The 26,592-nt window shown below is 42.5% G+C and carries 24 protein-coding genes; 5 read left to right on the forward strand and 19 right to left on the reverse strand.

Annotated elements, in window-relative coordinates; genetic code table 11:
• Positions 1–8 precede the first annotated feature (8 nt).
• The 4 genes from A4V03_RS09965 to A4V03_RS09980 are packed head-to-tail and all read right to left on the reverse strand — an operon-like array spanning position 9 to position 3,783.
• On the reverse strand, positions 9–1,922 hold the full coding sequence (locus A4V03_RS09965; RefSeq protein ID WP_065538771.1) for an Hsp70 family protein: 1,914 nt from the start codon (positions 1,920–1,922) through the stop codon (positions 9–11).
• A gap of 4 nt (positions 1,923–1,926) precedes the next feature.
• A complete protein-coding gene (locus tag A4V03_RS09970; RefSeq protein WP_065538772.1) occupies positions 1,927–2,721 on the reverse strand; it encodes a hypothetical protein in 795 nt (264 codons plus the stop codon).
• A gap of 37 nt (positions 2,722–2,758) precedes the next feature.
• Complete coding sequence (locus A4V03_RS09975; protein ID WP_065538773.1) at positions 2,759–3,178, reverse strand: hypothetical protein; 420 nt, start codon at positions 3,176–3,178, stop codon at positions 2,759–2,761.
• Between the two features lie 35 nt (positions 3,179–3,213).
• The gene (locus A4V03_RS09980) at positions 3,214–3,783 is read right to left on the reverse strand and encodes a phospholipase D-like domain-containing protein (RefSeq protein ID WP_236588643.1); all 570 of its coding nucleotides are present in this window, start codon (positions 3,781–3,783) and stop codon (positions 3,214–3,216) included.
• Positions 3,784–4,221: 438 nt separating this feature from the next.
• On the opposite strand from A4V03_RS09980, the gene A4V03_RS09990 reads away from it, so the two are divergent.
• From A4V03_RS09990 to A4V03_RS10000, 3 genes are all read left to right on the forward strand, one after another.
• Positions 4,222–5,691 carry a hypothetical protein gene (locus A4V03_RS09990; protein ID WP_065538775.1) on the forward strand — a complete coding sequence of 490 codons (1,470 nt, stop codon included), beginning with the start codon at positions 4,222–4,224 and terminating at the stop codon, positions 5,689–5,691.
• A 405-nt stretch (positions 5,692–6,096) separates the two neighbouring features.
• Positions 6,097–6,951: a type I methionyl aminopeptidase gene (gene map, locus A4V03_RS09995; protein WP_024987244.1), complete on the forward strand. Its 855-nt coding sequence runs from the start codon at positions 6,097–6,099 to the stop codon at positions 6,949–6,951.
• The gene (locus A4V03_RS10000; RefSeq protein WP_065538776.1) at positions 6,951–8,189 is read left to right on the forward strand and encodes a DNA recombination protein RmuC; all 1,239 of its coding nucleotides are present in this window, start codon (positions 6,951–6,953) and stop codon (positions 8,187–8,189) included. Before map ends, A4V03_RS10000 begins: the two co-directional genes overlap by 1 nt.
• On the opposite strand, the gene nhaA is transcribed toward A4V03_RS10000, so the two are convergent.
• From nhaA to A4V03_RS10020, 4 genes are all read right to left on the reverse strand, one after another.
• Positions 8,190–9,509 carry a Na+/H+ antiporter NhaA gene (gene nhaA, locus A4V03_RS10005; protein WP_065538777.1) on the reverse strand — a complete coding sequence of 440 codons (1,320 nt, stop codon included), beginning with the start codon at positions 9,507–9,509 and terminating at the stop codon, positions 8,190–8,192.
• Positions 9,510–9,624: 115 nt separating this feature from the next.
• The gene (lepA, locus tag A4V03_RS10010; protein ID WP_065538778.1) at positions 9,625–11,406 is read right to left on the reverse strand and encodes a translation elongation factor 4; all 1,782 of its coding nucleotides are present in this window, start codon (positions 11,404–11,406) and stop codon (positions 9,625–9,627) included.
• 127 nt (positions 11,407–11,533) lie between these two features.
• Positions 11,534–11,734, reverse strand: coding sequence for a winged helix-turn-helix domain-containing protein (locus A4V03_RS10015; RefSeq protein WP_065538779.1), 201 nt, complete (start codon positions 11,732–11,734; stop codon positions 11,534–11,536).
• A 155-nt stretch (positions 11,735–11,889) separates the two neighbouring features.
• Positions 11,890–12,348 (reverse strand): C-GCAxxG-C-C family protein, encoded by a 459-nt coding sequence (locus A4V03_RS10020; protein WP_065538780.1) that lies wholly within the window; start codon positions 12,346–12,348, stop codon positions 11,890–11,892.
• 99 nt (positions 12,349–12,447) lie between these two features.
• Between A4V03_RS10020 and A4V03_RS10025 the strand changes: the two genes are divergently transcribed.
• Positions 12,448–12,855 (forward strand): secondary thiamine-phosphate synthase enzyme YjbQ, encoded by a 408-nt coding sequence (locus A4V03_RS10025; protein WP_071807666.1) that lies wholly within the window; start codon positions 12,448–12,450, stop codon positions 12,853–12,855.
• Between the two features lie 52 nt (positions 12,856–12,907).
• Here the strand turns inward: A4V03_RS10025 and A4V03_RS10030 are convergent, their stop codons facing one another.
• The 5 genes from A4V03_RS10030 to dnaB form a co-directional block, all read right to left on the reverse strand.
• Complete coding sequence (locus tag A4V03_RS10030) at positions 12,908–14,161, reverse strand: Nramp family divalent metal transporter (RefSeq protein WP_065538782.1); 1,254 nt, start codon at positions 14,159–14,161, stop codon at positions 12,908–12,910.
• A 257-nt stretch (positions 14,162–14,418) separates the two neighbouring features.
• Positions 14,419–14,664, reverse strand: coding sequence for a TIGR03905 family TSCPD domain-containing protein (locus A4V03_RS10035; RefSeq protein WP_065538783.1), 246 nt, complete (start codon positions 14,662–14,664; stop codon positions 14,419–14,421).
• Between the two features lie 9 nt (positions 14,665–14,673).
• On the reverse strand, positions 14,674–15,411 hold the full coding sequence (locus A4V03_RS10040) for a YebC/PmpR family DNA-binding transcriptional regulator (protein ID WP_065538784.1): 738 nt from the start codon (positions 15,409–15,411) through the stop codon (positions 14,674–14,676).
• Positions 15,412–15,444: 33 nt separating this feature from the next.
• Positions 15,445–17,907, reverse strand: a complete 2,463-nt coding sequence (pheT, locus tag A4V03_RS10045) for a phenylalanine--tRNA ligase subunit beta (RefSeq protein WP_065538785.1) — start codon at positions 17,905–17,907, stop codon at positions 15,445–15,447.
• Between the two features lie 265 nt (positions 17,908–18,172).
• Positions 18,173–19,732 carry a replicative DNA helicase gene (gene dnaB / locus A4V03_RS10050; protein WP_065538786.1) on the reverse strand — a complete coding sequence of 520 codons (1,560 nt, stop codon included), beginning with the start codon at positions 19,730–19,732 and terminating at the stop codon, positions 18,173–18,175.
• Between the two features lie 235 nt (positions 19,733–19,967).
• Between dnaB and ispE the strand changes: the two genes are divergently transcribed.
• Entirely contained in the window at positions 19,968–20,792 is an 825-nt protein-coding gene (ispE, locus tag A4V03_RS10055; protein WP_065538787.1) for a 4-(cytidine 5'-diphospho)-2-C-methyl-D-erythritol kinase, read from the forward strand.
• 255 nt (positions 20,793–21,047) lie between these two features.
• Here ispE and galE read toward each other — a convergent pair whose 3' ends face one another.
• The 6 genes from galE to rsxC form a co-directional block, all read right to left on the reverse strand.
• Positions 21,048–22,082 (reverse strand): UDP-glucose 4-epimerase GalE, encoded by a 1,035-nt coding sequence (gene galE / locus A4V03_RS10060; RefSeq protein ID WP_065538788.1) that lies wholly within the window; start codon positions 22,080–22,082, stop codon positions 21,048–21,050.
• 223 nt (positions 22,083–22,305) lie between these two features.
• Positions 22,306–22,878, reverse strand: a complete 573-nt coding sequence (gene rsxA, locus A4V03_RS10065; RefSeq protein WP_004303570.1) for an electron transport complex subunit RsxA — start codon at positions 22,876–22,878, stop codon at positions 22,306–22,308.
• A gap of 22 nt (positions 22,879–22,900) precedes the next feature.
• Positions 22,901–23,485 (reverse strand): RnfABCDGE type electron transport complex subunit E, encoded by a 585-nt coding sequence (locus tag A4V03_RS10070; protein ID WP_065538789.1) that lies wholly within the window; start codon positions 23,483–23,485, stop codon positions 22,901–22,903.
• A gap of 14 nt (positions 23,486–23,499) precedes the next feature.
• On the reverse strand, positions 23,500–24,231 hold the full coding sequence (locus A4V03_RS10075) for an RnfABCDGE type electron transport complex subunit G (protein ID WP_065538790.1): 732 nt from the start codon (positions 24,229–24,231) through the stop codon (positions 23,500–23,502).
• The gene (locus A4V03_RS10080; protein ID WP_065538791.1) at positions 24,228–25,235 is read right to left on the reverse strand and encodes an RnfABCDGE type electron transport complex subunit D; all 1,008 of its coding nucleotides are present in this window, start codon (positions 25,233–25,235) and stop codon (positions 24,228–24,230) included. Before A4V03_RS10080 ends, A4V03_RS10075 begins: the two co-directional genes overlap by 4 nt.
• A 5-nt stretch (positions 25,236–25,240) precedes the next feature.
• On the reverse strand, positions 25,241–26,578 hold the full coding sequence (gene rsxC / locus A4V03_RS10085) for an electron transport complex subunit RsxC (RefSeq protein WP_065538792.1): 1,338 nt from the start codon (positions 26,576–26,578) through the stop codon (positions 25,241–25,243).
• Positions 26,579–26,592 lie beyond the last annotated feature (14 nt).

Genomic DNA, 26,592 nt, shown 5'->3' on the forward strand with positions numbered 1-26,592 from the left:
TTTATTTTTTACTCTATAGGAATTCTGACTCTATCTATATTATATTGAATTAACTTTTCAAGATAGGATTTTAACTCTTTAGACACAATATTGCTAAACGAAGCATCTTCCAAGAACGTCTTAACCAACTCCGATTTAATGTCACTCTTAATCTTCGACTCGTTCTTTTCAAGTTCTTGGCATATATCCTTACGTCTGTTTTCCTCTGATTTAAATTTATATATCAAAAATTTAATTGCTTGATATATCAAAGAAAAGACACCAAATAAAAAGATACCAAGAGCTGCCCATAATAATTTGTTGACAATCCCCGATGTGTGTTTCATACATATATCGGAGATACTTTGTATATCCAAACTGATATCCGAAACCTCATTACGTACATTCTTAATCTCTTGACCAGGGGCATAATAGCGAATAATGTCATTCAGTTCCATCCTGACATCTTCACTTTCATACTGAAAGAATTGATTAAAAATCCCAGAGATAACAGACGATAATTCACTTTCTGTGAATTTTTCTAATCTCATGCGGATATCGGCTTCCAAGTCTTTTGCCCCTAAATTCTTATCCAAATCTTTTCTTTTAAAATCCGAACAAGCCTCGTGCACCACATTCCATGAAGTTTCGGAGATACATTCCGCCATATCTTGGACCAACTTGTCCATTCTCATACACAGCCTTTGAGATTCTACCAACTGCATCTTTTTTCTTTCCAAATCTTCTCTCAATACGGTTGTCACCGCATCAGCTGTTCCTATTAGGGCGATCCCTCTTGACACAGTCAACGAAGGTTCTGAATCACCCTTCACTTGCTCATCTGAGAGTTGAAACATTTCTGTAATAATCGGTTTTAAAAAGTTCATCCTTGTTGCTCCTCCAGCAAGATAAACCCCATAAACCTTTTTACCACGAATCCATTGATTCAAATAGTTCCTTATGGCATTCTTTATATCAGTCTTATAATGACACACTTGTTCCAACCATTCATTGAATTCATTCACATTCGAAAATCTCAATTTCAATGCCACATCTTCATATTTATCAATATCCTCTTCTGGTAAGGAATCCAAACTTACAATATGTGCCAATTCTATTTTCTCTCTAACACGTAAATTCGTATCGCTTGTATTATAAATAGCTTCTTTCTTCTTTCTACACTCAAAAAGAAATGCATCTTTATACATCGGATATTTCTTTAGAAAATCAGAAAATACATTATCCTTTAACAACCGTTGCTCAAAAATCGCCTGTTCAATAATAGATGCACCGCAAGGATACCCATGATCTATAGGATCAGGATCATCAAAATTCAAATAAGTAAAATCCAGTGTACTTGACCCTAAATCAAAGACAATGCCTCCTTGCAACACATTTTTCTTGAATTCATCTCTATTTATCGCATAGAAAATAGCTGCACGCGATTCTGAAGTCAGTCCCCCTAACGGTATACCGGCTTCTAAGGCCATCCGCTGATACAAATCTTTCGTTTCATCATCTGTCCATCCGGAAGGACGAGCAATATATACAATATGATTACCTTTTTGCAATTTATCAACTTTCTCAATAATGCGCGCATATATAGATCGCATATATTCAATCATCAGTTGCTCAGATTCTCCTTCTATTTCTTTAGGACATTGCTTAAAACCAACTCTCATTTTAGCACCATCCATCATGAAATCTGAATGAAAAGCATCCTCTCCAATATAACACCTCCCGTCCGGAGTTATATTAATAGCTGAAGGAATCACCTTTAAATTTCCAATTAATTCTACATCATAAGGTATAGATTCTCTCTTTCCGGCCGATTTATCCCACTCCAGTTTACACCAGGCGGCGGATGTTTCGCCATGCCCAAAGTCTATCCCAACCACATACCTATGCCGATTCTTATCCGGCTTAACCAACAGATAGTCCATATTATTATCGTATTTCCGTTATTTTTCCATTTATAATAGCCAAACCATAATTCTCTAATATTTCGGGAAGTTCTGCAATCTTCTTCTCTACTCTCTTTATCTTTTTATCCGACTCATTAGTGTTTTGCTCTATAACCACCAATTCTTGAATAGCTTGAAGCAACAAAGGATAATCCTTTTGTAAAGAAGGTTTTTCTCTTTTCTCACACATATTCTTCACCCGCTTCACTTGTACACGGTACGTCTCTATCAAATCATCTATTTTCCCACAAATATTTTTTATAACATCCATAAATATTTGAACATTTATCGGATGAGATACATTCTCACTTACCACTGACTTAGTTTTACATAGGGAAGAGCCATATATCACAACAGCAGTGCCCGCAATAGCACAAAAAATAGCTTTCCAAGTATCCAACAAAACACCAGATGTCATACCAATAGTTGCTCCTGTAATGGCTCCCGCCATTAAATATGGATCTATGCCCTTTCGCTTATTCTTGTTCTCGGACACATAGGATACATTATCTGATTTCGTCTCCATTCCGGCAGTAATCTCGCGTGCTATATCCTGTTGGGCATTAAGCAACTCTATAGCCGCAACTAAAATATAATCTTCAGATTGGGTTAAGTTTTGACGATACTCTCCGTTTCCTTCAAACATAGTATTCAATATGTTCATAACCACGCTTTGAATCTTGGATGCATCTTGAGGCAACACTAAATTCTCCAGTTCTCTTTCCAGCTCATATCTGTTCGACTCGAACATTGATACTAAAGTTATCTTATCTTCCATATTCACTCTTACTCTTTTCTTTGTTACACATTTAATATTATTCGTGAGAAATACTTTGTTCCGAATTATATTTTACAGTCAATGCTTTCAAATAAGCAATGCCGGATAACATAATTTGAACAAATGCAAGTAAAGAATCTCCCAATGGTATAAAACTCAAAAACAAACTTGCCATAAATGCAAAAACCAAATTGACAATAATAGCAATCAAACACGTTGATACGAAATGTTCCCAAAATGGAATGTTTACTAAATCACAAATCCTTTTATACATATGCCATAAAACACCAATAAAAAGAAACGAATCCAGCCCAAATGTTGGTAATATCATCACTAATGAAGCACACCATGCATGCCTTTTGACCGTTTTTGCCACTTGGTCCGACAATAGCTGATTAGCAGCCGACTTTAATGTTGCTTTAACAAATTGCCCTGCAACAAACTCTATTCCAAACATATTTTTATAATTTTTAATTATTTCCTTTTATATCATCAAACCACCTTATCTCCACAAAACAACTTCCTCCCACATCCCTTACAATGTTTCCCCATCCAAACTTCATCAAACTGCTCCACCGCACTCTCCACCAGTTCGGGAACCTCCGTAAAAATTCCTGCTTCAAAGTTCCTAGTCTTCGTACTTTTCATTCCAAAAGCCGCCCCCGTCATATTCGCACTGCCAATGTAAACCGACTGCATATCGAAAACTAGAATTTTGAAATGAACACGAGGACAAAGAACACGCTCAACACCTGTCCAAAGAAGAGGATATTTGTCAAAGTCAGCACGGAAATTCGTACCGGGTTCTTTCGCATGAATTAAACGAATAGCCACTTTTTCTTTCACTTTTTCTTCTAAAAGTTGAAGAAATGGAGTAGCTGTAGAAGACAAAGACTTTACATACAAATCTTTCAAATCAGCAGTACCAATCCAAAGTGTGTGTTTCACCTTATTAACTTGATCCATTAATAAAGCATAGTGCTCTTCATTCTTTACGTATCTTATTATATCCATGCAATTACTACAAAATAAAAAATACCAGAAATTATAAATAAGCTTCATAATAATTCGTTCTTAAAATCTCAAAAAGCACAATGCTGAATTTAATCTTAATTAGAAAAGAAAAAGCACGGTACCATCATTTTATCGTCCTAAAGGCACCGCCAAGTAACCTACCCCGAATAAAACAACAGTCCGTGCCCATATATGGAACACGGACGTCTGTCGTTCTTTGTTCGGGGTTTATTATAAAAATTGGCGGTATTTATAGGACCCGAAAGAAAACAAACGTCTCTTTACAATCTAATATGTCTTGTACTGCAAGCAATACACGGCAAATATATCGATTATAATTTAAAATCCGATATAGGACGGACTGTTTTTTTCTTTCGCAAAGAAAATCAATATTTATTTGTTGACACATCAATTAATAATATAAATTTGCCACTTAAACAAAAGATGAACCACGATTAGTATTCACATACTAAATACTTAGAAGATATGAAACATGATAATCAAGAAGACATACAGTTGCGCAATCGTCTAAACGATCTCTGCCAGTTAAGATTATTTCGGAACACAAAAAAAGAATTCGGTGAATATATAGAATATAATCTGACAACCAACAACAGCATACAGAGAATAAAACCTTTCACAGCACGATGTCTATATAGAGAACTGGAAAAACAAATCTTACAAGACACTTACAACGAACTGGATATCAATGAAACATTGGAGACCTACAAAGAAGCTTCCGAGTTCTATATTCATGAGATCAAGAAAATAAATATCAATCCTGAAACAGACGTTGACCTCCTGTATGCTTACCTCAGATATGTCTGTATAAACAATCTGGAATCACCGGAATGCAATGACAAAAAATTAAACAAGCTACTTAATGCAATCAATAAACGCCCGACAGTACAATTGGTCCCTTTACTGCTTATCATGTTAAAGATACTCCCAACATATAAATCCAAACAAGGAGATGTGAAAGATATCGACGGTGATTTCATAAAACTTCACCACTTCTTTACAGAATTTGCTCGAAAAGAACCTTCCGTACAGGAAATGCCGGTACTGGAATTTATGAAATATGATTTCACCCGACACAAACAGAAGAACAGAATCATGTTAATCTATATGACATATTGTGCAATAAACAACTTTTGCAGTTTGATAAACGCTACAGATTCATATGATTTAGCAATACATATTAATCACAACACGCAATTGCCAGACATAGGAGAACATTATTGGTATGACACCGACCATTACAATGACACAACCACTTTTTGGGATTTTGAACAAACAGCCACCGATAATTATTTCTTATATCAATATAAGTTCAAACTGGACTTACAGGAAATTCATCGCAAAAGATTTGAAATAACACTTTTCAATCAATGGAATACACTCGTTCTATATGCAGCAAAAAGTTCCTATATGCATATTCTTTTAAAGGAAAAGAAACAAATACAAACAGATAAACAAGCTTGGTATAAATGCGAAATGGACGATACTCAGTCTCCCCTAAAAATAGAGTTATGCGAATTAGTGGCAGGAAAAGCCATTTTGGATTTCCAATCACTGACCCGACTGACGGATGAGAAAATGACAGAACAAATCAATAATTGGAAAGAGAAGTTCAAAATGATTGATATAAAAGAGGATGGTCAGGCAGAGGAGGATTATGAATTTCGGGCAGCTCCGTTTGCTATCACGGAAGAATGTATCTTCATCAAACAAGAAGCTAAAGAAAATGAAGAAAAGCCCGATTGGTACTACCGCGTCCCCAAAGAGATAAACGAAGGTCTGAAGAAAATCACCATCAATGATTTCGTGGGCATATTGACCATACAAGAAAAGAAATATATCGGCTTCTCTCCCATCTCTTTATTTCTTGATGTCACGAATGACGAAGCTATAAAAGAAAGCAAAGTTGAACTGGTAGAACGTATTTTTCTATGACATGCCAACACCCTGTCACAAACCGTCTTTATAGAACTTTTCCTCTCTACTTTTACCGTTTTCGCCGTTGCCCAACGGCGAATTCATGGTTGCCCAACGGCAAATTCACTGTTGGGCAACGGTGTTTTCCTCTATTTTCCGACCTTAGTTTCCTGTTTTTCTCGCTCAAATCCGTAAATAAGACAGTAATCATATCAGGAAATAAATATTACATATTTCAATCTATTAAATCATGAATCACCTGTTCATAAACCTTGAACTATTCATATTATACAAATCGTATAACACAAAATCAATAATATCTCATCTTCCCGTAAAGACAGAAAAGTTTTAGAAGCCAGGCAAACATATCTTCCATTTTATTCTCTACCTTTGCAGAACGATTAAAAAAAACATCCTATAATAATGAAGAACTTTATCAAGGGATTCCGGTTTACCCCCTCCAATTATCCGGCAGCAGTAGAAGAGAAAATACAGAAATATAGAAAACAAGGATATAAGCTTCCACCACGTAAAGTACTCCGCACCCCCGAACAACTGGAAGGTATCCGTGAAAGTGCCAAAATCAATACGGCATTGTTGGATTATATCTCGGAAAATATCCGTGAAGGAATGTCTACCGAAGAGATTGACGTAATGGTTTATGACTTCACAACCGGACATGGAGCCATCCCTGCCCCACTCAATTACGAAGGATTTCCGAAAAGCGTTTGTACGAGTATCAATGATGTGGTATGTCATGGGATACCCAATAAGAATGAAATCCTGAAAAGCGGAGATATTATCAATGTGGATGTATCCACGATTTACAATGGATACTTCTCCGATGCATCCCGCATGTTTATGATTGGCGAGGTAAGTCCCGAAATGCGCAAACTCGTTCAGGTGACCAAAGAATGTATGGAAATAGGCATTGCCGCCGCACAGCCCTGGAAACAACTGGGCGATGTGGGCGCAGCCATCCAGGAGCATGCAGAAAAGAACGGATTCAGCGTTGTCCGTGACCTTTGCGGACACGGTGTGGGGATGAAGTTCCATGAAGAGCCGGATGTAGAACATTTCGGACGCCGCGGCACAGGAATGATGATTGTACCCGGCATGACTTTTACCATCGAGCCGATGATTAATATGGGAACCTACGAAGTATTTGTAGACGAAGCTGACGGATGGACAGTCTGCACCGACGACGGGCTACCCTCAGCCCAATGGGAAAACATGATACTGATTACTGAAACCGGAAACGAAATTCTGACATATTGATGGAACTGATTCTACTTATTATAATTGCCATATTAGTGACAGTCCTGCTGGTATTATCACTGACAAAAGGCAACAACCAAACTCAAGCGGAACAATTACAGATAGCTTTGCGCCAACAAATGCAGGAGAACCGGGAAGAACTGAACCGCAGCATCCGGGAACTTCGCATGGAGATGGCGCAAACGCTCAACCAGAATATGCAGCAACTCCAGGATGTCCTGCACAAGAACATGATGACCAACGGAGAGTTGCAACGCCAGAAATTCGACACAATGGCGCGCCAGCAGGAAGTTCTGATTAAATCGACCGAGAAACGTCTGGACGACATGCGCCTGATGGTAGAAGAAAAGTTGCAAAAGACACTGAACGAACGAATCGGCCAGTCGTTTGAAATCGTCCGTTCGCAGCTCGAAAATGTACAAAAGGGACTCGGAGAAATGAAATCCCTGGCACAGGATGTCGGCGGACTGAAAAAAGTATTGAGCAACGTAAAAATGCGGGGAACATTCGGTGAAGTACAACTCGGAGCATTACTCGAACAAATGATGAGCCCTGAACAGTATGACGCAAACGTCAAGACGAAAAAGAGCGGAACCGAATTCGTCGAATTTGCCATCAAACTTCCGGGAAAGGACGATGCCAACAGCACCGTTTACCTTCCGATTGACGCTAAATTTCCGAAAGACATATACGAGCAATATTACGATGCTTTCGAAGCAGGAGATGCCGCGTTGATGGAATCATCCGGCAGGCAGTTGGAAAGCACGATTAAAAAGATGGCCAAGGATATTCACGATAAATATGTGGATCCCCCGTTTACTACCGATTTCGCCATCATGTTCTTACCTTTCGAAAGCATTTACGCTGAGGTAATCCGAAGAACAAGTCTTGTAGAGACGCTTCAGAAAGAATATAAGATCGTAGTGACCGGACCGACGACACTAGGAGCTATCTTGAACAGCCTTCAAATGGGATTCCGCACACTAGCCATCCAAAAGCGTACCGGCGAAGTTTGGACTGTATTAGGAGCCGTCAAAACGGAATTCGGCAAGTTCGGCGGATTGCTTGAGAAAGTACAGAAGAACCTGCAAAGTGCCGGCGACCAACTGGAAGAAGTAATGGGAAAACGGACACGCGCCATCGAACGGAAACTGCGGCAAGTAGAGCAGTTACCACATGAAGAAAGTCGGAAGATTCTGCCGATTGACGGAATAGATGATGAACTTACAGACGAATAGTCAACGCCCCTGCCCCTTTGCAAGCACCACCCGAAGCACCATATACCCCAATAATCCAGAAAGTATGGAACCCGACAACACTCCAAACTTAGCCTGGTTCAACAAGACCGGATAATCAGTTCCGAAAGAAAGGTTGGCAATGAAAAGCGATACGGTAAAACCGATGCCACCCAACAATGCAACTCCGGTAAGATTCATCCAGTTCATTCCCAATGGTCTGGGAGTCAGTCCTGTTCTGATAGCCAACCAGGTGAACGAATAAATACCGATGAATTTGCCAAACAGCAAACCGGCTGCCACCGCAATACCCACGTTGCCGACCAACTCGCCGCCCCCGCTAAACACAACACCAGCATTGACAAAAGCAAAAAGCGGAAGAATCAGGTAATTGACCGCCCCATGCAGATTGTCTTCCAATGATTGCAACGGACTAATCACACGGTCGGAAGCCGACTCCACCTCTTTCAGTCTGGCAATCTGCTCATTAGTCAACACAATACTTCCCGACTCCATTGTCGGGAAGCCGGCTATTATACGGCGGATATCTTCAATATACTTCCCTACGTTCAAACGAGGCTTTGCGGGAATAACAAAAGCCAAGATAACCCCGGAGATCGTACTATGAATACCCGATTGCAAAAATAAATACCAGATAACGACCCCAATCACTAAAAAGAAAATCTTATTTGTTGCCCCCCATTTTCCGATAAAATAAAGAAAAGCATAAAGCAACGCAGCCACCAGAAGATAACCGTAAGAGACATGTGAACTATAAAAAATGGCAATCACCAGAATACCGCCAATATCATCGACAACCGCAAAAGCCGTCAGAAAAATTTTCAGGCTCAGCGGAACGCGATTCCCCAGCAAACTCAACACACCCAATGAAAAAGCAATATCCGTTGCCATCGGGATGGCGGACCCTTGTCCGCCGACACTGCCCGGCGGGCAAATCAGCATATATATAATTACAGGAACCAGCATGCCACCACAAGCAGCGATAAAAGGCAACGCCGCCTTGCGGAAAAAAGAAAGCTCGCCCACCAGCAATTCCCGCTTGATTTCCAGCCCCACCAGCAAAAAGAAAATCGTCATCAAGCCATCATTGATAAACTCAATCATCCGTAGATTCTCCCCACCGTGCGAAAGTAAATTAAAACTACCAATCTGCAAATGAAGTTCATGCGATAAGAACGCCTGATACACCGGAGCCACAGAAGAGTTCGCAATGACGGCTGCCGAAATAGCAGCCAGAAACAGAAGAATACTCGCTGTGATATTCATGGATGAGAAATTCCGCATAGTCCGCAAAATAGTCATAACGAAATGTATTTATAATATTAGATTCGCAATATACGGATTTTTTCCAATCAAAAAGCAACCGCAAGTCAATTTGTTCAGAAAATACTCTGAAAAACTGCTTGCGGCAATATTCTTAATCCAGTTTCAGTACAGCAAGGAAGGCTTTCTGAGGCACTTCCACGTTACCGATTTGTTTCATTCGTTTTTTACCTCTTTTCTGCTTTTCAAGCAGTTTACGCTTACGGCTCACGTCACCCCCGTAACACTTCGCAGTCACATCCTTACGGACTGCCTTAATGGTTTCGCGAGCGATAATTTTGGCACCGATAGCTGCCTGAATGGCAATTTCAAACTGCTGGCGAGGAATAAGTTCCTTCAACTTCTCACACATCCTCCTGCCCATATCATACGCATTGTCGATATGCGTCAATGTAGAAAGCGCATCCACAGGCTCACCGTTCAGCAAAATATCAAGTTTCACCAGTTTGGAAGTACGGAAGCCGTTGGGCTGATAGTCGAACGAAGCATAACCTTTGGAGATACTCTTCAGTTTATCATAAAAGTCGATGACAATCTCTCCCAAAGGCATATTATAATAGATCTCCACCCGATTGCCGGAGATGTACTCCTGCTTGAGAAGCTCGCCGCGCTTGCCCAGGCAAAGCGTCATGATAGGTCCTATGTAATCGGTCGTAGTGATGATAGACGCCTTGATATACGGTTCTTCAATATGATCTATTAATGTAGGATCGGGCATACCTCCGGGGTTATGCACCTCCTTCATATTGCCTTGCTTGTCATATATGTTGTACGATACATTGGGCACGGTGGTAATCACGTTCATGTCAAACTCGCGGTCCAACCGTTCCTGTACAATCTCCATATGGAGCAATCCCAGGAATCCGCAACGGAAACCGAAACCCAGTGCCAGCGAAGATTCCGGCTGGAAAGTCAAAGATGCGTCATTCAACTGCAACTTCTCCAGAGACGCACGCAGGTCTTCAAAGTCCTCCGCCTCAATCGGATAAACTCCGGCAAACACCATCGGCTTCACTTCCTCAAAACCGGCAATAGCCTTGTCGCACGGACGGGCGATATGCGTAATGGTATCTCCCACCTTCACCTCTTTGGAAGTCTTGATACCCGAAATAATATATCCTACATCTCCCGTACGAAGCTCGTTGCGGGGAACCATATCCATTTTAAGCACCCCCACCTCATCGGCGTCATACTCTTTTCCCGTATTGAAGAATTTCACCTTATCACCCTTGCGTATTATACCGTTCTCAATCTTGAAATAGGCTATAATTCCACGGAAAGAGTTGAACACAGAGTCGAAAATCAACGCTTGCAACGGGGCATCCTCGTCTCCTTCCGGATGAGGAATCCGTTCAATCACAGCTGCCAATATCTCTTCCACTCCCATCCCCGTCTTGCCGGACGCACGAATTACTTCCTCCCGTTTGCAGCCCAACAATTCAACAATCTCATCTTCCACTTCTTCGGGATTGGCACTCGCCATGTCACATTTATTAATCACCGGAATAATCTCAAGGTCATGCTCAATGGCCATATACAGATTTGAAATCGTCTGCGCCTGCACTCCTTGTGAAGCATCAACAATCAGCAACGCACCTTCACATGCAGCAATAGAACGCGATACCTCATACGAAAAGTCCACATGTCCCGGAGTGTCAATCAAGTTAAGGATATACTTCTCCCCTTGATAAGTATATTCCATCTGGATAGCATGGCTCTTAATAGTGATCCCCCTTTCTTTCTCCAGATCCATATTATCAAGCATCTGCCCGGAAGTCACCTGAATGGTATGTGTAAACTCCAACAAACGGTCAGCCAAAGTCGACTTACCGTGATCAATATGAGCAATAATGCAAAAGTTGCGTATATTCTTCATTCTGAATTCTTATTATTTTATCTTTTTGGTGTGCAAAGATACGTAAATGACGGAATAAAAAAAATGCGTTGATAACATTATGATCATGTACCAACGCATTTTTTTATTGCTTAAGTGAGTTACTCGCTTAGATCAATTTGATGAAGAGTTCACCTTCAACTTCTTCCACAGAGATTTTGTCTTCTCTCAATAACCAGCCAAGGCCGAGAAACAGATCTTTGTCAACCAATTTAGTCGCTTTTTTAAGCTGCTTGGCAGTCATTCCTTCTGTTTCATTCAGTGTATTCCAGATAGTACCTGCAATTACACCAGCTTTTTCTTTCAACATTTGCTTTGCAATTTTAGTTAGACATGCTTAAAATCCTTCCAGCCATAAAGACTTTCAGATTTTATTTCGGAGACAAAGATAGCTATTTTTATGTTATATAACATTTTATTGAGTACTTTTTTACCGTTTTTGTAATAAAAAAGCATTTTAAGAGCTCATTTTAGATGCTTTTCGAGATATTCAGACCAAATTCTTGCTGCTTCTTCAACCATTTTTGCACAAGGGCGCTTGCTATAATATTGAACTGTACGCTCTTCCGGAATGGTGGAAACCGGCTCTTTTTTCTTTAACCCCAACAATTCACCACAAATCAGCGAGCCGTTACGCTTCTTAAATTCAGTTGCCAATTCTTGCACTACCGCATAATTGGCAGCTTTTCCTTCCCGGTCTGTCGCTTCCGTAGCACCGGTTTCTAAGCCTGCCAGTAAGAACATGCCGCAGGCAGCTCCACACGTTTCACGCATCCGTCCGATGCCTCCGCCAAAAGAAGCACTCATACGCAATGCCTGTTCCTGTGTAAATCCATACATGTCCGCAAAAGCCGCTACCACCGACTGTGAGCAGTTATATCCACTCTTAAAAAACTCCACTGCTTTCTGTATTCTATCTTCCATAAACTTTTTGCATTTTTATTTTGTACAAAAGTATAAAAAAGTATCTTTGTATCAGATAGGGCGTAAAGATTAAAATCAAAAAAAAGAAAATATAAACAGATGGCTACAACATTTGATATCCAACTACCTCATTATTCGCGCGGATTTCATCTAATCACGCGCGATATTGTCTCACAGCTACCCGCACTTCCTGAAAGCGGTCTGCTGGTAGTCTTTATCAAACACACTTCTGCCGGACTAACCATCAACGAAAATGCAGACCCAGACGTACGGCATGACTTTCAGACGTTTTTTAATAAACTCGTTCCCGACGGTACTCCCTACTTCCTCCATACCCTTGAAGGTCCTGACGATATGAGTGCCCATATAAAAGCCTCCCTGATAGGAAGCTCGGTCACCATACCCATCAAGAACCATCGTTTAAATCTAGGCACATGGCAAGGCGTCTACCTCTGCGAGTTTCGCGACGGAGGAGACACCCGCAAATTGAGTATTACCATTCTATAATATTTCCAGAACCATCGGACAAAGCGTACGGAAAAATAAGTTCATGTTCATTTCATGAAAACAAAAGCATAATGTTTAGTACCGAAACAATAATGGCAATCGAATACAATACAAACGTACTCCAACGGCTATTGACATAATCGCCCATCACCTTTCGGGAAGACGTCAGTCCTACTTGTAAGAACACGGTAAAAGGCAATTGGATACTAAGTATCATCTGCGAAATAATCAATCCTTTAAAGGGATCTCCAATAAAGAAAATCAGCAATAAGGCAATTCCTAAAGACAAGAGGACTCCCAGCTGTGAGTGACTGTCTTTGATATGATAAGATTCGCCAAAAATCCCTGCAAAGATAGAACCTGCCGCCATTCCACTCGTAATGGTTGACGAAATGCCCGCCATCAGCAATGCCAGTGCAAATACGATTGCTGCATTACTTCCCAATAAAGGTTCGAGTAGAGACTTAGCCTGCTGCAGTTCCTCTACCTGAATACCGCTTTTAAAAAAAGTGGCTGCCGCCAGCAGAATCATGGCACTGTTAATCGCCCAACCGACAATCATTGAGAAAAGAGTGTCAAACAACTCATATTTCAATACTTTCTTAATAGAAGCATCATCTTTCTTATTGTACTCGTGACTCTGTATCACCTCCGAATGAAGAAACAGATTATGAGGCATCACTACCGCTCCCAACACACTCATGATAATCAGCATACTGCCTTTCGGAAAAGAAGGAGTCACCCACCCTGCCGTTGCAGCGGACCAATCTATTTCCACCAGAAACAATTCATAAATAAATGAAAGCCCGATAACAGAAACGAATGCAATGATGGAACGTTCTATCTTTTTATACGAATTAGTGAAAAGCATGATGGAGACAAAAAGCGTAGTCAGCACAGCTCCCCATATAATAGGAATATCCAATAACATTTCCAACGCGATGGCACCTCCCAGAATTTCCGCCAAGGAAGTAGAGATCGACGCTAATACTGCTGTGCCAAGAATAGGTCGTGACACCCATTTAGGAGTGTACTTAGTGGCCGCCTCCGAAAGGCAAAGTCCGGTAACGATTCCCAAGTGAGCAACATTGTGCTGAAGGACAATCAACATGATGGTAGACAAGGTAACCACCCAAAGCAAGGAATAGCCGAATTCGGAACCGGCGGCGAAATTAGAAGCCCAGTTTCCCGGATCAATAAATCCTACAGTAACCAGTAGCCCCGGACCAATATATTTAAAAACATCCAGTCCACCCAGATAGCGTTTATGATCTTTCCGTTTTAAGTCTTGAAAAATACCCTTCATTTTTGCATAATAGTTTATCCAGTACAAATATACTTATAAATAACGAGTGAGAATCAATTTTAGTTCAAAATACCGACCAATAAGTAGATGATCTATGAACACAGATGATACATTAATTATGAGGGCATTATTATAAAAGGATTGAGTAAGGACTACTCGAGAAAAGTAAATAAGGGCTTTCTGCAAAAAAATAACCTCCGACAAACCAATTGCCAGAGGTCACAAATCAATATATAATTTACATAAATGAAAACCAATCAATATCCCATCTCATGCAACGCACGACACAATTGGTCGGGGCATGAGGTCGGTCTGCCACCACAACGCACTCCTTCAAGTTTTGTGATAACATCTGCCACCTTCATTCCTTTCACAAGCCGTGAAATACCTTGAAGGTTACCATTACATCCTCCCCAGAAAACAACTTCTTTCACCACTCCATCTTCCACATTCAGTTCGATACTCGTGCTGCAAGTCCCCTGGGTCTTATAAACATATTCCATAACCTTGCTTTACTCTTCACCCTCTTCCGGTTGCATGTTGGTATAGACAGTCTGCACGTCATCAAATTCTTCCAGACGTTCGATCATCTTATCCAATGTTTCGCGTTGTTCCGGAGTAACCTCTTTCAGGTCGTTCGGGATATAAGTGAAGTCTCCACCAACATCTTCAAATCCACATTCTTCCAGATGTTTCTGAATAGCAGCGTAGCTCTTAGGATTACCATAGATAGTGATTGTTCCCTCTTCATCATCTTCTTCATATTCATCTTCCACATCATAGTCGATCAGATCAAGAATCAGTTCTTCCATATCCAATCCGTCTTTCTTCTTGAAAGTGAACATACATTTGTGGTCGAAAAGGAACGCAAGAGAACCCATTGTACCCAGATTGCCACCGAACTTATTGAATACCGAACGAACATCAGCCACCGTACGAGTTGTGTTGTCTGTCAGTGTGTCTACAAACACAGCAATACCGTGAGGACCGTATCCTTCATAAGTCATGCTCTTGTAGTCGCTCTGATCTTTACCCATTGCGTTTTTGATAGCACGTTCAATGTTATCCTTCGGCATGTTTTCACGCTTACAAGTAGCGATCACCGAACGTAGCGTCGGGTTGTTTTCAGGTTCCGGACCGCCAGCCTTTACAGCAATAGCGATTTGTTTACCCAGTCTTGTAAAAGTTTTAGCCATGTGGCCCCATCTTTTCAACTTAGCGGCCTTTCTATACTCAAATGCTCTTCCCATTGGTTTATATTTTTAATAATGACAATTTTAAGTTTATCTAAGTTTGGCACCCAGTTTATCTTCCAGGTTCTTCACCAGTTTCGACATGATCTTATCAATCATCTTATCATTCAAAGTCTGGTTTTCATCTTGAAGCAGGAAGCTCACCGCATACGACTTCTTACCCGCTTCGAGGTTCTTACCTTCATATACATCGAAAAGTTCCACCTCTTTCAACAGCTTCTTCTCTGTTTCGTATGCAATCTTTTCGATTTCGGCAAATTGTATATTCTTATCAAGCAACAATGCCAAGTCGCGTTTCACAGCAGGGAATTTGGAAATTTCCTTGTAGCTGATCTTCACAGAACGGATAGCTTTCATCAATTCCTTCCAGTTCAGGTCAGCGTAATAGACTTCATTATCGATATCAAATGCTTTCAACAGCTTCTTAGTTACAATACCGAAAGAAGCAAGACGTTTTCCGCCTTTCGTGTTGACAGAGAGTGCGGCAGCAAAAACATCGTCTGTCAGATTACCGACAACCAGATTGTGCAAATCCAGTCCCAGACGCTTCAATATATTTTCTACGTACGCTTTCAATTCATACACCGAACTATTTTCATCCGCATGCGCCCATGAATTGGAAACCTTCTTACCGGTTACCCACAAGCCCAGGTGATAATCTTCCGAGTAAGGAGCCAGTACCTTCTCTTCGTTCTTCTTGTCAGCATTGAAATAATAACAATTACCGAATTCGAAGAACTTCAAATCAGCGTTTTTACGATTGGCGTTATGAGCAATACTTTCCAGTCCGCCGAACAACAAAGTCTGACGCATAGCGTTCAAATCAGTACTCAACGGATTGAGCAACATCACCAAGTGATTGGACGGATAAGCCTCCAACCCATCATAATAAGCAGCACGAGTCAGTGAATTGTTCAAAATTTCATTGAATCCGCAGCCCACCAGCTGTTCTGCAATCAGATTCTGCAATTTATTCGACTTGTCGTGCTCACCCTTTGTCGTCAGACTAGAGTTCAATGTAGTCGGGATTTCCACATTATTATATCCATAGATGCGAAGAATATCTTCAATCACATCGCAATCACGCTGCACATCTACACGATAAGGAGGAACAGCCAATGTCAGTCCTTCTGCCGTTTCATTGGTAATCTTCATTTCCAGGCTAGTCACAATGCTCTTGATTGTCTCTACCGGAATCACTTTACCTATCAAAGAATATACTTTTTCGTAAGCAAGATCGACGATAAAATCCTGTGCAGGAGTAATGCATACATCTTTTATTTCAGAAGAAATCGTACCGCCAGCCAGTTCTTTCACCATCAAGGCAGCCAATTTCAGGCAATAAATCACGCCATTCGGATCGATACCACGCTCAAAACGGAAAGAAGCATCCGTGTTCAAACCATGACGACGTGCCGTCTTACGCACCCATGTAGGATGGAAATAAGCACTTTCGATGAACACATCTGTCGTAGCTTCCGTAGAACCGGAGTCCAGTCCGCCGAATACGCCGGCAATACACATGGCTTCTTCCTTGTTGCAAATCATCAGGTCGCGTTCGTTCAACTTACGCTCCACTTCATCCAGCGTAACGAACGGAGTACCTTCGGGCATTGTCTTCACAATCACTTCATTGCCTTTAATCTTTCCGGCATCGAAGCAGTGCAACGGCTGACCGAAAGCATGAACGATATAGTTCGTAATATCCACTACATTATTAATAGGACGCACACCGATCAGGCGCAATTTGTTTTGCAGCCATTCCGGACTCTCCTTCACTGTCACACCTTTTACGGTAATACCGGCATAATGCGGACAAGCTTCGCTATTTTCAACCTTCACTTCGATATTCAAGTCATGGTTTTCCACTTTAAAGCCATCCACCGACGGGCGTTGTAAAGTTGCCTGACGACCGTTCTGAATCAGATAAGCATACAGGTCACGAGCTACCCCATAGTGAGAGCAGGCATCCGCACGGTTAGGCGTGATGTCCACTTCCAATACATAGTCGCTCTTGATATTATAATAATCCTTGGCAAGTGTACCCGGAACAGCAGTTTCCGGCAATACGATGATACCTGCATGATCCGTACCGATCCCGATTTCGTCTTCAGCACAAATCATACCTGTAGATTCTACCCCACGGATTTTTGATTTCTTGATGGTAAAACATTCGTCACCGTCATAAAGTTTCGTACCTAAAGTAGCTACTACCACTTTCTGTCCGGCAGCCACATTCGGGGCACCACAAACAATCTGTACCGGCTCACCGTCTCCCAGATTGACAGTAGTAATATGCAAATGGTCAGAATTAGGATGTTCCGTGCAAGTCAGCACTTCACCAATCACAAGTCCTTCCAAACCACCTTTAATGGTTTGCACTTCTTCCACACCGCCTGTTTCCAAGCCGATAGAAGTCAACGCAGCAGCCGTTTCATCAGGTGTCAGGTCGAAGTTGACATACTCTTTCAGCCAGTTATAAGAGATATTCATATAATTAATTTTTTATTGTTTCTCAAAAAGATTCGCAAAGTTAATAAGATTTTTCGGTTGACCGAGAAGGTTTGATAAAAAATTGCACGTTATTTCACCACAGAGGACGCAGAGGACACAGAGGATATCGGAAAGATGAAAAATAAGTGCAAATCCTTAATAAGCAAATGCGTATAATTAATTTACAAACCAATTCAACATGAGTACTTAGTAAAAAGAAAGAACTCTGTGTCCTCTGCGTCCTCTGTGGTGAAATAATGCGCAACTAGAACGGCAAAGGTCCATCCCCCGGTGCTCCAAACGGATTACTCGCCTGCGGTGCAAAATCAGGCGCAGGAGGAGGTATGGAACCGACATTACCTGTATTCATCTTCGATCCTAGCATAGCCCCGGCAGGCTCACCCGGCATCGGAATAACCATATCGTCCTCCGGATTGGAGAAACGGGTGAATTCTCCCTTAAACCGGAGCAACACCTCGCCTACCGCACCGTTACGATGCTTGGCGATGACAATCTCCGCCATACCACGCAGGTCATTACCACGATCATCCTGATAAATCTTATAGTATTCAGGACGGTGGATAAAGCACACCATATCGGCATCCTGCTCGATGGCTCCCGATTCACGAAGGTCACTCAACTGCGGACGTTTACCATCAATACCTTCACGACTTTCCACACCACGATTCAACTGCGACAGTGCGATGATCGGAATATTCAACTCTTTCGCTAGTCCTTTCAACGAACGAGAAATGGTACTAACCTCTTCCTGACGGCTACCAAACGCCATACCACTCGCATTCATCAACTGAAGGTAGTCAATAATAATCATTCTCACTCCATGTTCACGTACCAGACGACGTGCTTTCGTCCGAAGTTCAAATACAGACAAAGACGGCGTATCATCCACGTAAAGCGGTGCATCCATCAGATTCTTTAATTTATAGTCCAATTGCTGCCATTCATAATTTGCCAATTGTCCACTTTTGATCTTCTCACTTGGAATCTCACAGACATTCGAAATCAAACGATTCACCAACTGAACGTTACTCATTTCAAGCGAGAACAACGCCACTGGATTCCGATAATCGACAGCAATATTCTTAGCCATAGAAAGGACGAAGGCGGTCTTACCCATCGCAGGACGTGCAGCGATAATGATAAGGTCGGAATTCTGCCAACCGGAAGTCATCTTGTCAAGCTTTGTAAAACCACTCTCAAGACCACTCAAACCGTCGGTTCGCGCCGCAGCCTTCTGAATCAGCTTATAGGCTTCGTCAATCACCGGATTGATCTGCGTATAATCCTTTTTCATGTTCTGCTGTGAAATCTCAAAGAGCTTACCTTCCGCTTCCTGCATCAAGTCGTCCACATCCAATGTCTCGTCAAACGCTTTACTTTGGATATTGCTCGTAAACGTAATCAACTCACGCGCCAGAGATTTCTGCGCAATAATACGGGCATGGTATTCAATATGAGCTGATGAAGCCACTTTACTACTCAATTGAGTAATATAAAACGGACCTCCCACTTCTTCCAGTTCTCCGCGTTTGCTAAGTTGTTCCTTTACAGTCAGAATATCCACAGGTTTCTGATTCACCGCAAGATCGGTGATGGCAGAATAAATCAACTGATGCCGGTGTTCGTAAAAAGATTCGGGACGAAGAATCTCACTCACCAATGAATAAGCATCCTTTTCAATCATTAAAGCTCCCAGAACTGCTTCTTCCAATTCAGGCGCCTGCGGTTGAATACGCCCATAATCATTTACCGGTTGTACCTTAGTTGACTTTGTATTGCGGGTATTTCTTTTCTGTTCGGCCATCGAGGTATTTACTATTTTACAATTTACTATTTACTATTTTACGACTGGACAGACTCCTTTATAACAGAGTTTTTCCGGTCGGGGCGACAAAGATAGAATATAATCACGAAGAATGGATAAGGAAAAATGAAGATTTTACTAACTTTGCTCCCGAATCACATTTCAACACATGATTAATTATCATGTGCAACACTGCAAATAGTAAATCGTAAATTGAAAAATAGTAAATAACCTTATGATCGCTTTTCCTAATATTAAAATAAACTTGGGGCTTTCCATCACCGGGAAACGCCCGGACGGATATCACAATCTGGAAACCGTTTTCTATCCGGTAGCACTTGAGGATGCCCTCGAAATCCGTACTTCTTCTGAAACAGAAAACAAGATTACCCTCCACCAGTATGGCATGGAAATAGCCGGCAATCCGGAAGACAACCTGGTGGCAAAGGCCTATTCATTGCTGGATAAGGAATTTCATCTTCCCCCTGTCGAAATTCATTTGTATAAGCATATTCCTTCGGGAGCCGGACTGGGGGGCGGTTCATCCGATGCCGCTTTTATGCTGAAGTTGCTCAACGATCATTTTCAGCTGGAATTATCCGAAGAGCAGTTGGAGGTATATGCCGCCACTTTGGGAGCGGACTGTGCTTTCTTTATTAAAAACAAGCCGACCTATGCCGAAGGGATCGGAAACCTGTTCTCACCAATCGAGCTTTCATTAAGCGGTTACCAAATCATGATCGTCAAACCGAACGTTTTCGTTTCTACCCGGGAAGCCTTTTCAAATATCCACCCGCACCGTCCGGAATATCCGGTCAAAGAGGCAATCCTGCGTCCGGTTGCAGAATGGAAGGATATCCTAATCAATGATTTCGAGGCAAGTGTATTCCCGCAACATCCCGTTATCGGAGAAATCAAAAGGAAACTCTATCATCAAGGAGCCACCTACGCCTCCATGAGCGGCTCCGGCTCTTCAGTGTTCGGACTGTTCGCCCCCGGAACTTCTTTACCGGAAACAATGGAAGAAAGCGACGTTTTCTGTTTCAAAGGAAAGCTATAAACATAGTTCTGTTCGCCTGTGCCAGGCGAACAAAAAACGGTACCACGACTCACGTCGTAGTACCGTCACAACACAAACACAAAATAAAACACGACAAAACTACTATGCAATCTTCCTGTCTATGCCGGGGAGGCATAAGTACCATTTACGTATATTCGCATACTCATAAACAGCTTCAGGTCGATTAGCATCAAATAAACAAATCGCATGCACGATTTGTTTAATCTTTTATGTTATTTTTTAAACAAATCTCTTTTATTGAATCCCTCTCTCACGGAGTTTCAGCTGCCAATTCCATGCAGAACGTAAAGTATCTTCCAACGTTTCTACAGCCTTCCAACCCAGTTCCTGGTTTGCGAAATCCGGATTCGCCCAAACTTTTTCAATGTCGCCTGCACGACGTCCGACAATCTGATAATTCAATTTTACGCCGGTGGCTTTTTCAAAGCCATTTATTAATTCCAATACAGAAACGCCACGTCCCGTACCGATATTGAATACTTCCACTTTTTCTTTTTGTGTCTTTTCCAAGATACGACGGATAGCAATCACGTGGGCTTTAGCCAAGTCAACAACATTGATAAAGTCACGGATACAAGAACCGTCCGGTGTATCATAATCGTCACCAAACACACTTAGTTTCTCACGGAGACCGATGGCGGTTTGGGTCAAATATGGAATCAGGTTTTGAGGAACCCCATTAGGCAGTTCACCCAGCAATGCCGTAGGATGCGCACCAATCGGATTGAAATAGCGCAGCATAATCGCATTGATCGGAGCACCTGAAGCTACTGTATCACGAATAATCTCTTCATTGATCTGTTTCGTATTTCCGTATGGCGATTCCGCTTTCTTAATCGGAGCCTTTTCCGTTACCGGAAGTTCATCCGGCTGACCGTATACTGTACAGGAAGAAGAGAACACGATACCTTCTACTCCATGTTTTGGCATCAGTTCGAGAAGGTTAATCAAAGAAACCAGGTTATTACGGTAGTAAAGCAACGGTTTCTGTACTGATTCTCCTACTGCTTTGCTCGCTGCAAAGTGAATGATCGCCTTAATTCCTTTATATTTTGTAAATACTGCATCAAGACCAGCAAAGTCCAAGCAATCCAGCTTTTCAAAAACCGGGCGAGTACCGGAAACTTTCTCTATATTGTCAACAACGTCAGCACTTGAATTTGATAAATTATCAATGATGATTACTTCATATCCACTATTCTGTAGTTCTACAACAGTATGAGACCCTATGTATCCTGTCCCTCCTGTTACTAAAATTCTTTCTTTCATATACTTTATAAAAATGGTTAGTTTCTCGGCTTATCATTGTTCGAGTTACAAATGTATGGAAATAAAATGAGATAGCAATAATTTGCCACAATTTTATTTATCAAAAAGTAATTAAGGCACGATTTGGCGGCAACCAGATATAAAAAAGAATTGGAAACTCAAATTTGTATGTCGCCATACAACAGAGTTTCCAATCCCCTATTTAAATATCAACTGTAAATCCTTACACCACGCCGGAGAATCCCATGAATGCCATAGCAAGCAAACCGGCGGTAATCAAGGCAATCGGAGTGCCTTGCATTCCTTTCGGAACTTTCACAAGACTCATCTGTTCGCGCAATCCGGCAAAAAGCACCAGTGCCAGACCAAAACCGATGGCCGTAGAAAATGCGTACACAACACCTGTCAGCAGGTCGTAGTCTTTCTGAATCACCAGGATAGCCACACCAAGAATACAACAGTTGGTTGTAATCAAGGGCAAGAACACGCCCAAAGCCTGATACAGAGCAGGCGATACTTTTTTCAGAATGATTTCCACCATCTGCACCAATCCGGCAATGACCAGAATGAACGTAATGGTCTGCAAATATCCCAGCCCGAAGACATCCAACACAAACTTCTGAATCAGGAAGGTAACGATGGTAGCGATGGTCAACACGAAAGCAACTGCAGCGCTCATACCCATCGCAGTTTCCACCTTCTTGGATACGCCCAGGAACGGACAAATACCCAGGAACTGCGACAACACGATGTTGTTTACAAAGATTGCCGAAATAAATATCAATATATATTCCATATTCTTTTCTTATTTAATTGAATTAGGCTTTCTTGAGACTGTTAATCAGCGCAATGAGGTATCCCAAAGCGATGAAAGCACCCGGAGCCAATACAAATACCAACATTCCATATTCTTCCGGCATGATGGTCAGATCGAAAATCTTACCGGTTCCAAGGAATTCGCGGACAGCACCCAGCAATGTCAGGGCAATGGTAAAACCAAGTCCCATGCCGATACCGTCGAACATAGATGCAACTGCGTTATTCTTGGCAGCGAAGGCTTCGGCACGTCCCAACACAATACAGTTCACCACAATCAACGGGATGAAAAGACCGAGCGTAGCGTACAGTCCCGGCACGTATGCCTGCATCACCATTTGAAGCAAGGTTACGAAAGACGCGATCACCACGATAAACGACGGGATACGCACCATATCCGGAATCAGGTTCTTGATTAAAGAAATCACCACATTCGAGCAAATCAAAACGAACATGGTAGCCAGTCCCATACCCATACCATTGATGGCCGACGAAGTCGTACCCAATGTAGGACACATACCGAGCAGGAGTACAAACGTAGGATTCTCTTTGATAATCCCGTTCATCATTACTTTAAAGTTATTCATATCTGTCTCCTTTCTTATTTAACACTGACCGAATCAGTAAGTTCAACTTTTATCGTAGCTCCCGTAGCAGCGTCTGCACTTGTAGCCTTTTGAGAAGCACCGCTGACACCGTTCACCTCACCACCTTCCGCTTTATAAGCCTGATAAGCAGCATTTACAGCATTCAGAAATGCACGTGAAGTAATGGTAGAGGCTGTAATGGCATCCACCGCTCCCCCATCCTTGCTGACAGTCAACGGAGCTTCACCCGGATTCATCCCCAAAATAGACTTTTTACTCTCTTCGTGAGACACAGCCTGTTCTCCCTTGGCCGGGTCGTATGCTCCAAACCATTTGTCGGCTTTAGAGCCCAGTCCCGGAGTTTCCGCGTGAGCGAGTAACGAGTAATTATAGATTTTACCTTCGGCGTTAAAGCCTACCAGTACTTTCAGTTCGCCGCCAAATCCCATTGATTTAGCTTCGACAGCCGTTCCTACCAATTCTTCGCCATTTTTGGCGGGATAAACGATAAAGTCAACGTTCTTCTTTCCGTCTTTCTCGCTGAAGATCGTATCGCTTTCCGCTACCGGATTATTGGTAAATTCGGGAAGAACCTTTTTCAAGGCCTCGTTCAATGTCTTCGCATTCGCTTCGGCAATGGGGCCTTTTGTCAGTTCGTTTACATAAGCCAGCAACGCTACGGAAACAGCAGTCACGCCCGTAAGTACCAGCAACATATTCTTTAAAGATGATTCTAACTTTTTCATTTCTTCTTCGCTACCTCCCCAAAGCGTTTTGGTTTACAATAGGTGTTAATCAGCGGAGTGAACGCATTCATAATCAGGATGGCGAACGACATACCTTCGGGATAAGCACCGAACAGACGAATGACAACCGTCAGCAGACCGATACATACACCATAAATCAACATTCCTTTCTTACTCATCGGAGAAGTCACATAGTCGGTTGCCATAAAGACAGCACCCAGCATCAGACCACCGGAGAGCAACTGCAATACCGGAGAAACATATTTTCCCGGATCTGCAAAGTGCATGATACCTGCAAAAATAAACACGGTAGCCAGGATAGACACAGGAATATGCCAAGTGATGATCTTCTTCCAGAGCATATAAACCAATCCGATCAATAGAGCCAATGCACTCACTTCACCCAAGCATCCGCCATTCTGTCCGATCAGCAAACTCAATGCATCCGGAATCTGGTTTAAAGCATCCATAGCCGCACTCTTATCTGCAGCATGAATCGCTTGTTTCATCAATGCCAGCGGAGTGGCACCGGTGGTAGCATCCGTATAGGCGGTCATCTGTCCGACTACCGGCCAGCTGGTCATCTGCACCGGGAAAGAGAGCAACAGGAACACACGTCCTGCCAGTGCCGGATTAAAAGGATTGCAGCCTAATCCACCGAAAGACATTTTGCCTACACCGATAGCAAACAGTGCACCCAGAATGATAATCCAGATAGGGAGATTAGACGGTAAGTTGAATGCCAGCAACACACCTGTGATGATGGCAGAGCCGTCGCAGATGGTGGTGGTAGGTTTCTTCATTAAATATTTCCCGATCGCCCATTCGAAGAACAAACAAGCTGCAACGGAAGTAGCCGTGACAATCAGGGCACCCAGTCCGAAGAAATAGAGAGACACCAGAAAAGCCGGAATCAGTGCGATCAGCACGCCATACATATTTTTCTGTACGCTGTCTCCGCCATGAACGTGGGGCGATAGTGATACGATTAATTTATTTTCCATATTCGTTATTTTTTAGCTTGACGTGCACGAATCATAGCGCCAACTTTGCCTTTGCCCAGACGACAGTAGTCGAGCAGCGGACGGTTGGCAGGACAAGTGAACTGGCAAGAGCCGCACTCGATACAATCCATGATTCTTTCTTTTTCCATTGTTTCAAAATCTCCGTTTTCGGACAAAGCTCCGAGCAAGTACGGTTCCAGTCCCATCGGACAGGCACCCACGCACTTCGCGCAACGGATACAGGTTTGAGCTTCGCCGCGTTTGGCTTCCTTCTGATTCATAATCAGGATACCGGAACTGCCCTTCGCAGTAGGAACCTCGATATTTACGAGCGCCTTACCCATCATCGGACCGCCACCGATCACCTTACCCGTATCTTCGGGCAGACCACCGCAAGCGTCAATCAACTGTTTCATCGGTGTACCGATACGAGCCAGGAAATTGGAAGGTTTCGCAACCGACTTTCCTGTCACGGTAATCACACGTTCGAACAACGGCTTATTTTTCTGTACAGCTTCATAAACGGCAAATGCTGTTCCCACGTTCTGCACGACTGCTCCCGTAGAGATAGGCAATGCACCGCTCGCCACCTGACGTTTGGTGATCGCGTCGATTAGTTGCTTTTCACCTCCTTGCGGATATTTCACCTTCAAGGGCACTACTTCGATACCTGCATAGCTGGAAGCCACTTTGGTCATCAGTTCGATAGCATCCGGCTTATTATTTTCGATTCCGATAAATGCCTTGTTCACTTTCACCGCTTTCATCAGGATAGAAACACCTACCATAATTTCTTCCGCGTGTTCCAGCATCAGCTGATGGTCGGCAGTCAGGTAAGGTTCACACTCTACGGCATTGATAATCACACATTCAGCCTTGAAAGAAGGAGGAGGACAAAGTTTCACCTGCGTAGGGAAACAAGCACCGCCCAGACCTACGATTCCGGCATCGGCAATCTTCTTCACGATCTCTTCTGCGGAAAGTTCACACTCTTTCACCAGTGTGGTGCTACGGTCGATTGTTTCTTCCCATTCGTCGCCTTCCACATCAATGAAGATGGCAGGTTTCGCATAACCGCTGGCATCGACTATAGTATCAATCTTCGCCACTTTACCACTGACCGAAGAGTGAATTGCTGCCGAAACAAAGCCGGCAGGTTCGGCAATCCGTGTGCCTACCTTTACCACATCCCCTTTCGCTACAATCGGTTTTGCAGGCGCACCGATGTGCTGCCCCAGCAAAATAACAGCCTTTGCAGGAACTTCCGCTGTGATAATAGGTTGATGTGCCGACAATTTATTTTCGTGTGGATGAACTCCACCAATTGAAAATGTCTTTAACATACAGTTCTGTATTT

The organism is Bacteroides caecimuris, assembly GCF_001688725.2.
GTDB classification, from domain to species: Bacteria; Bacteroidota; Bacteroidia; order Bacteroidales; family Bacteroidaceae; genus Bacteroides; species Bacteroides caecimuris.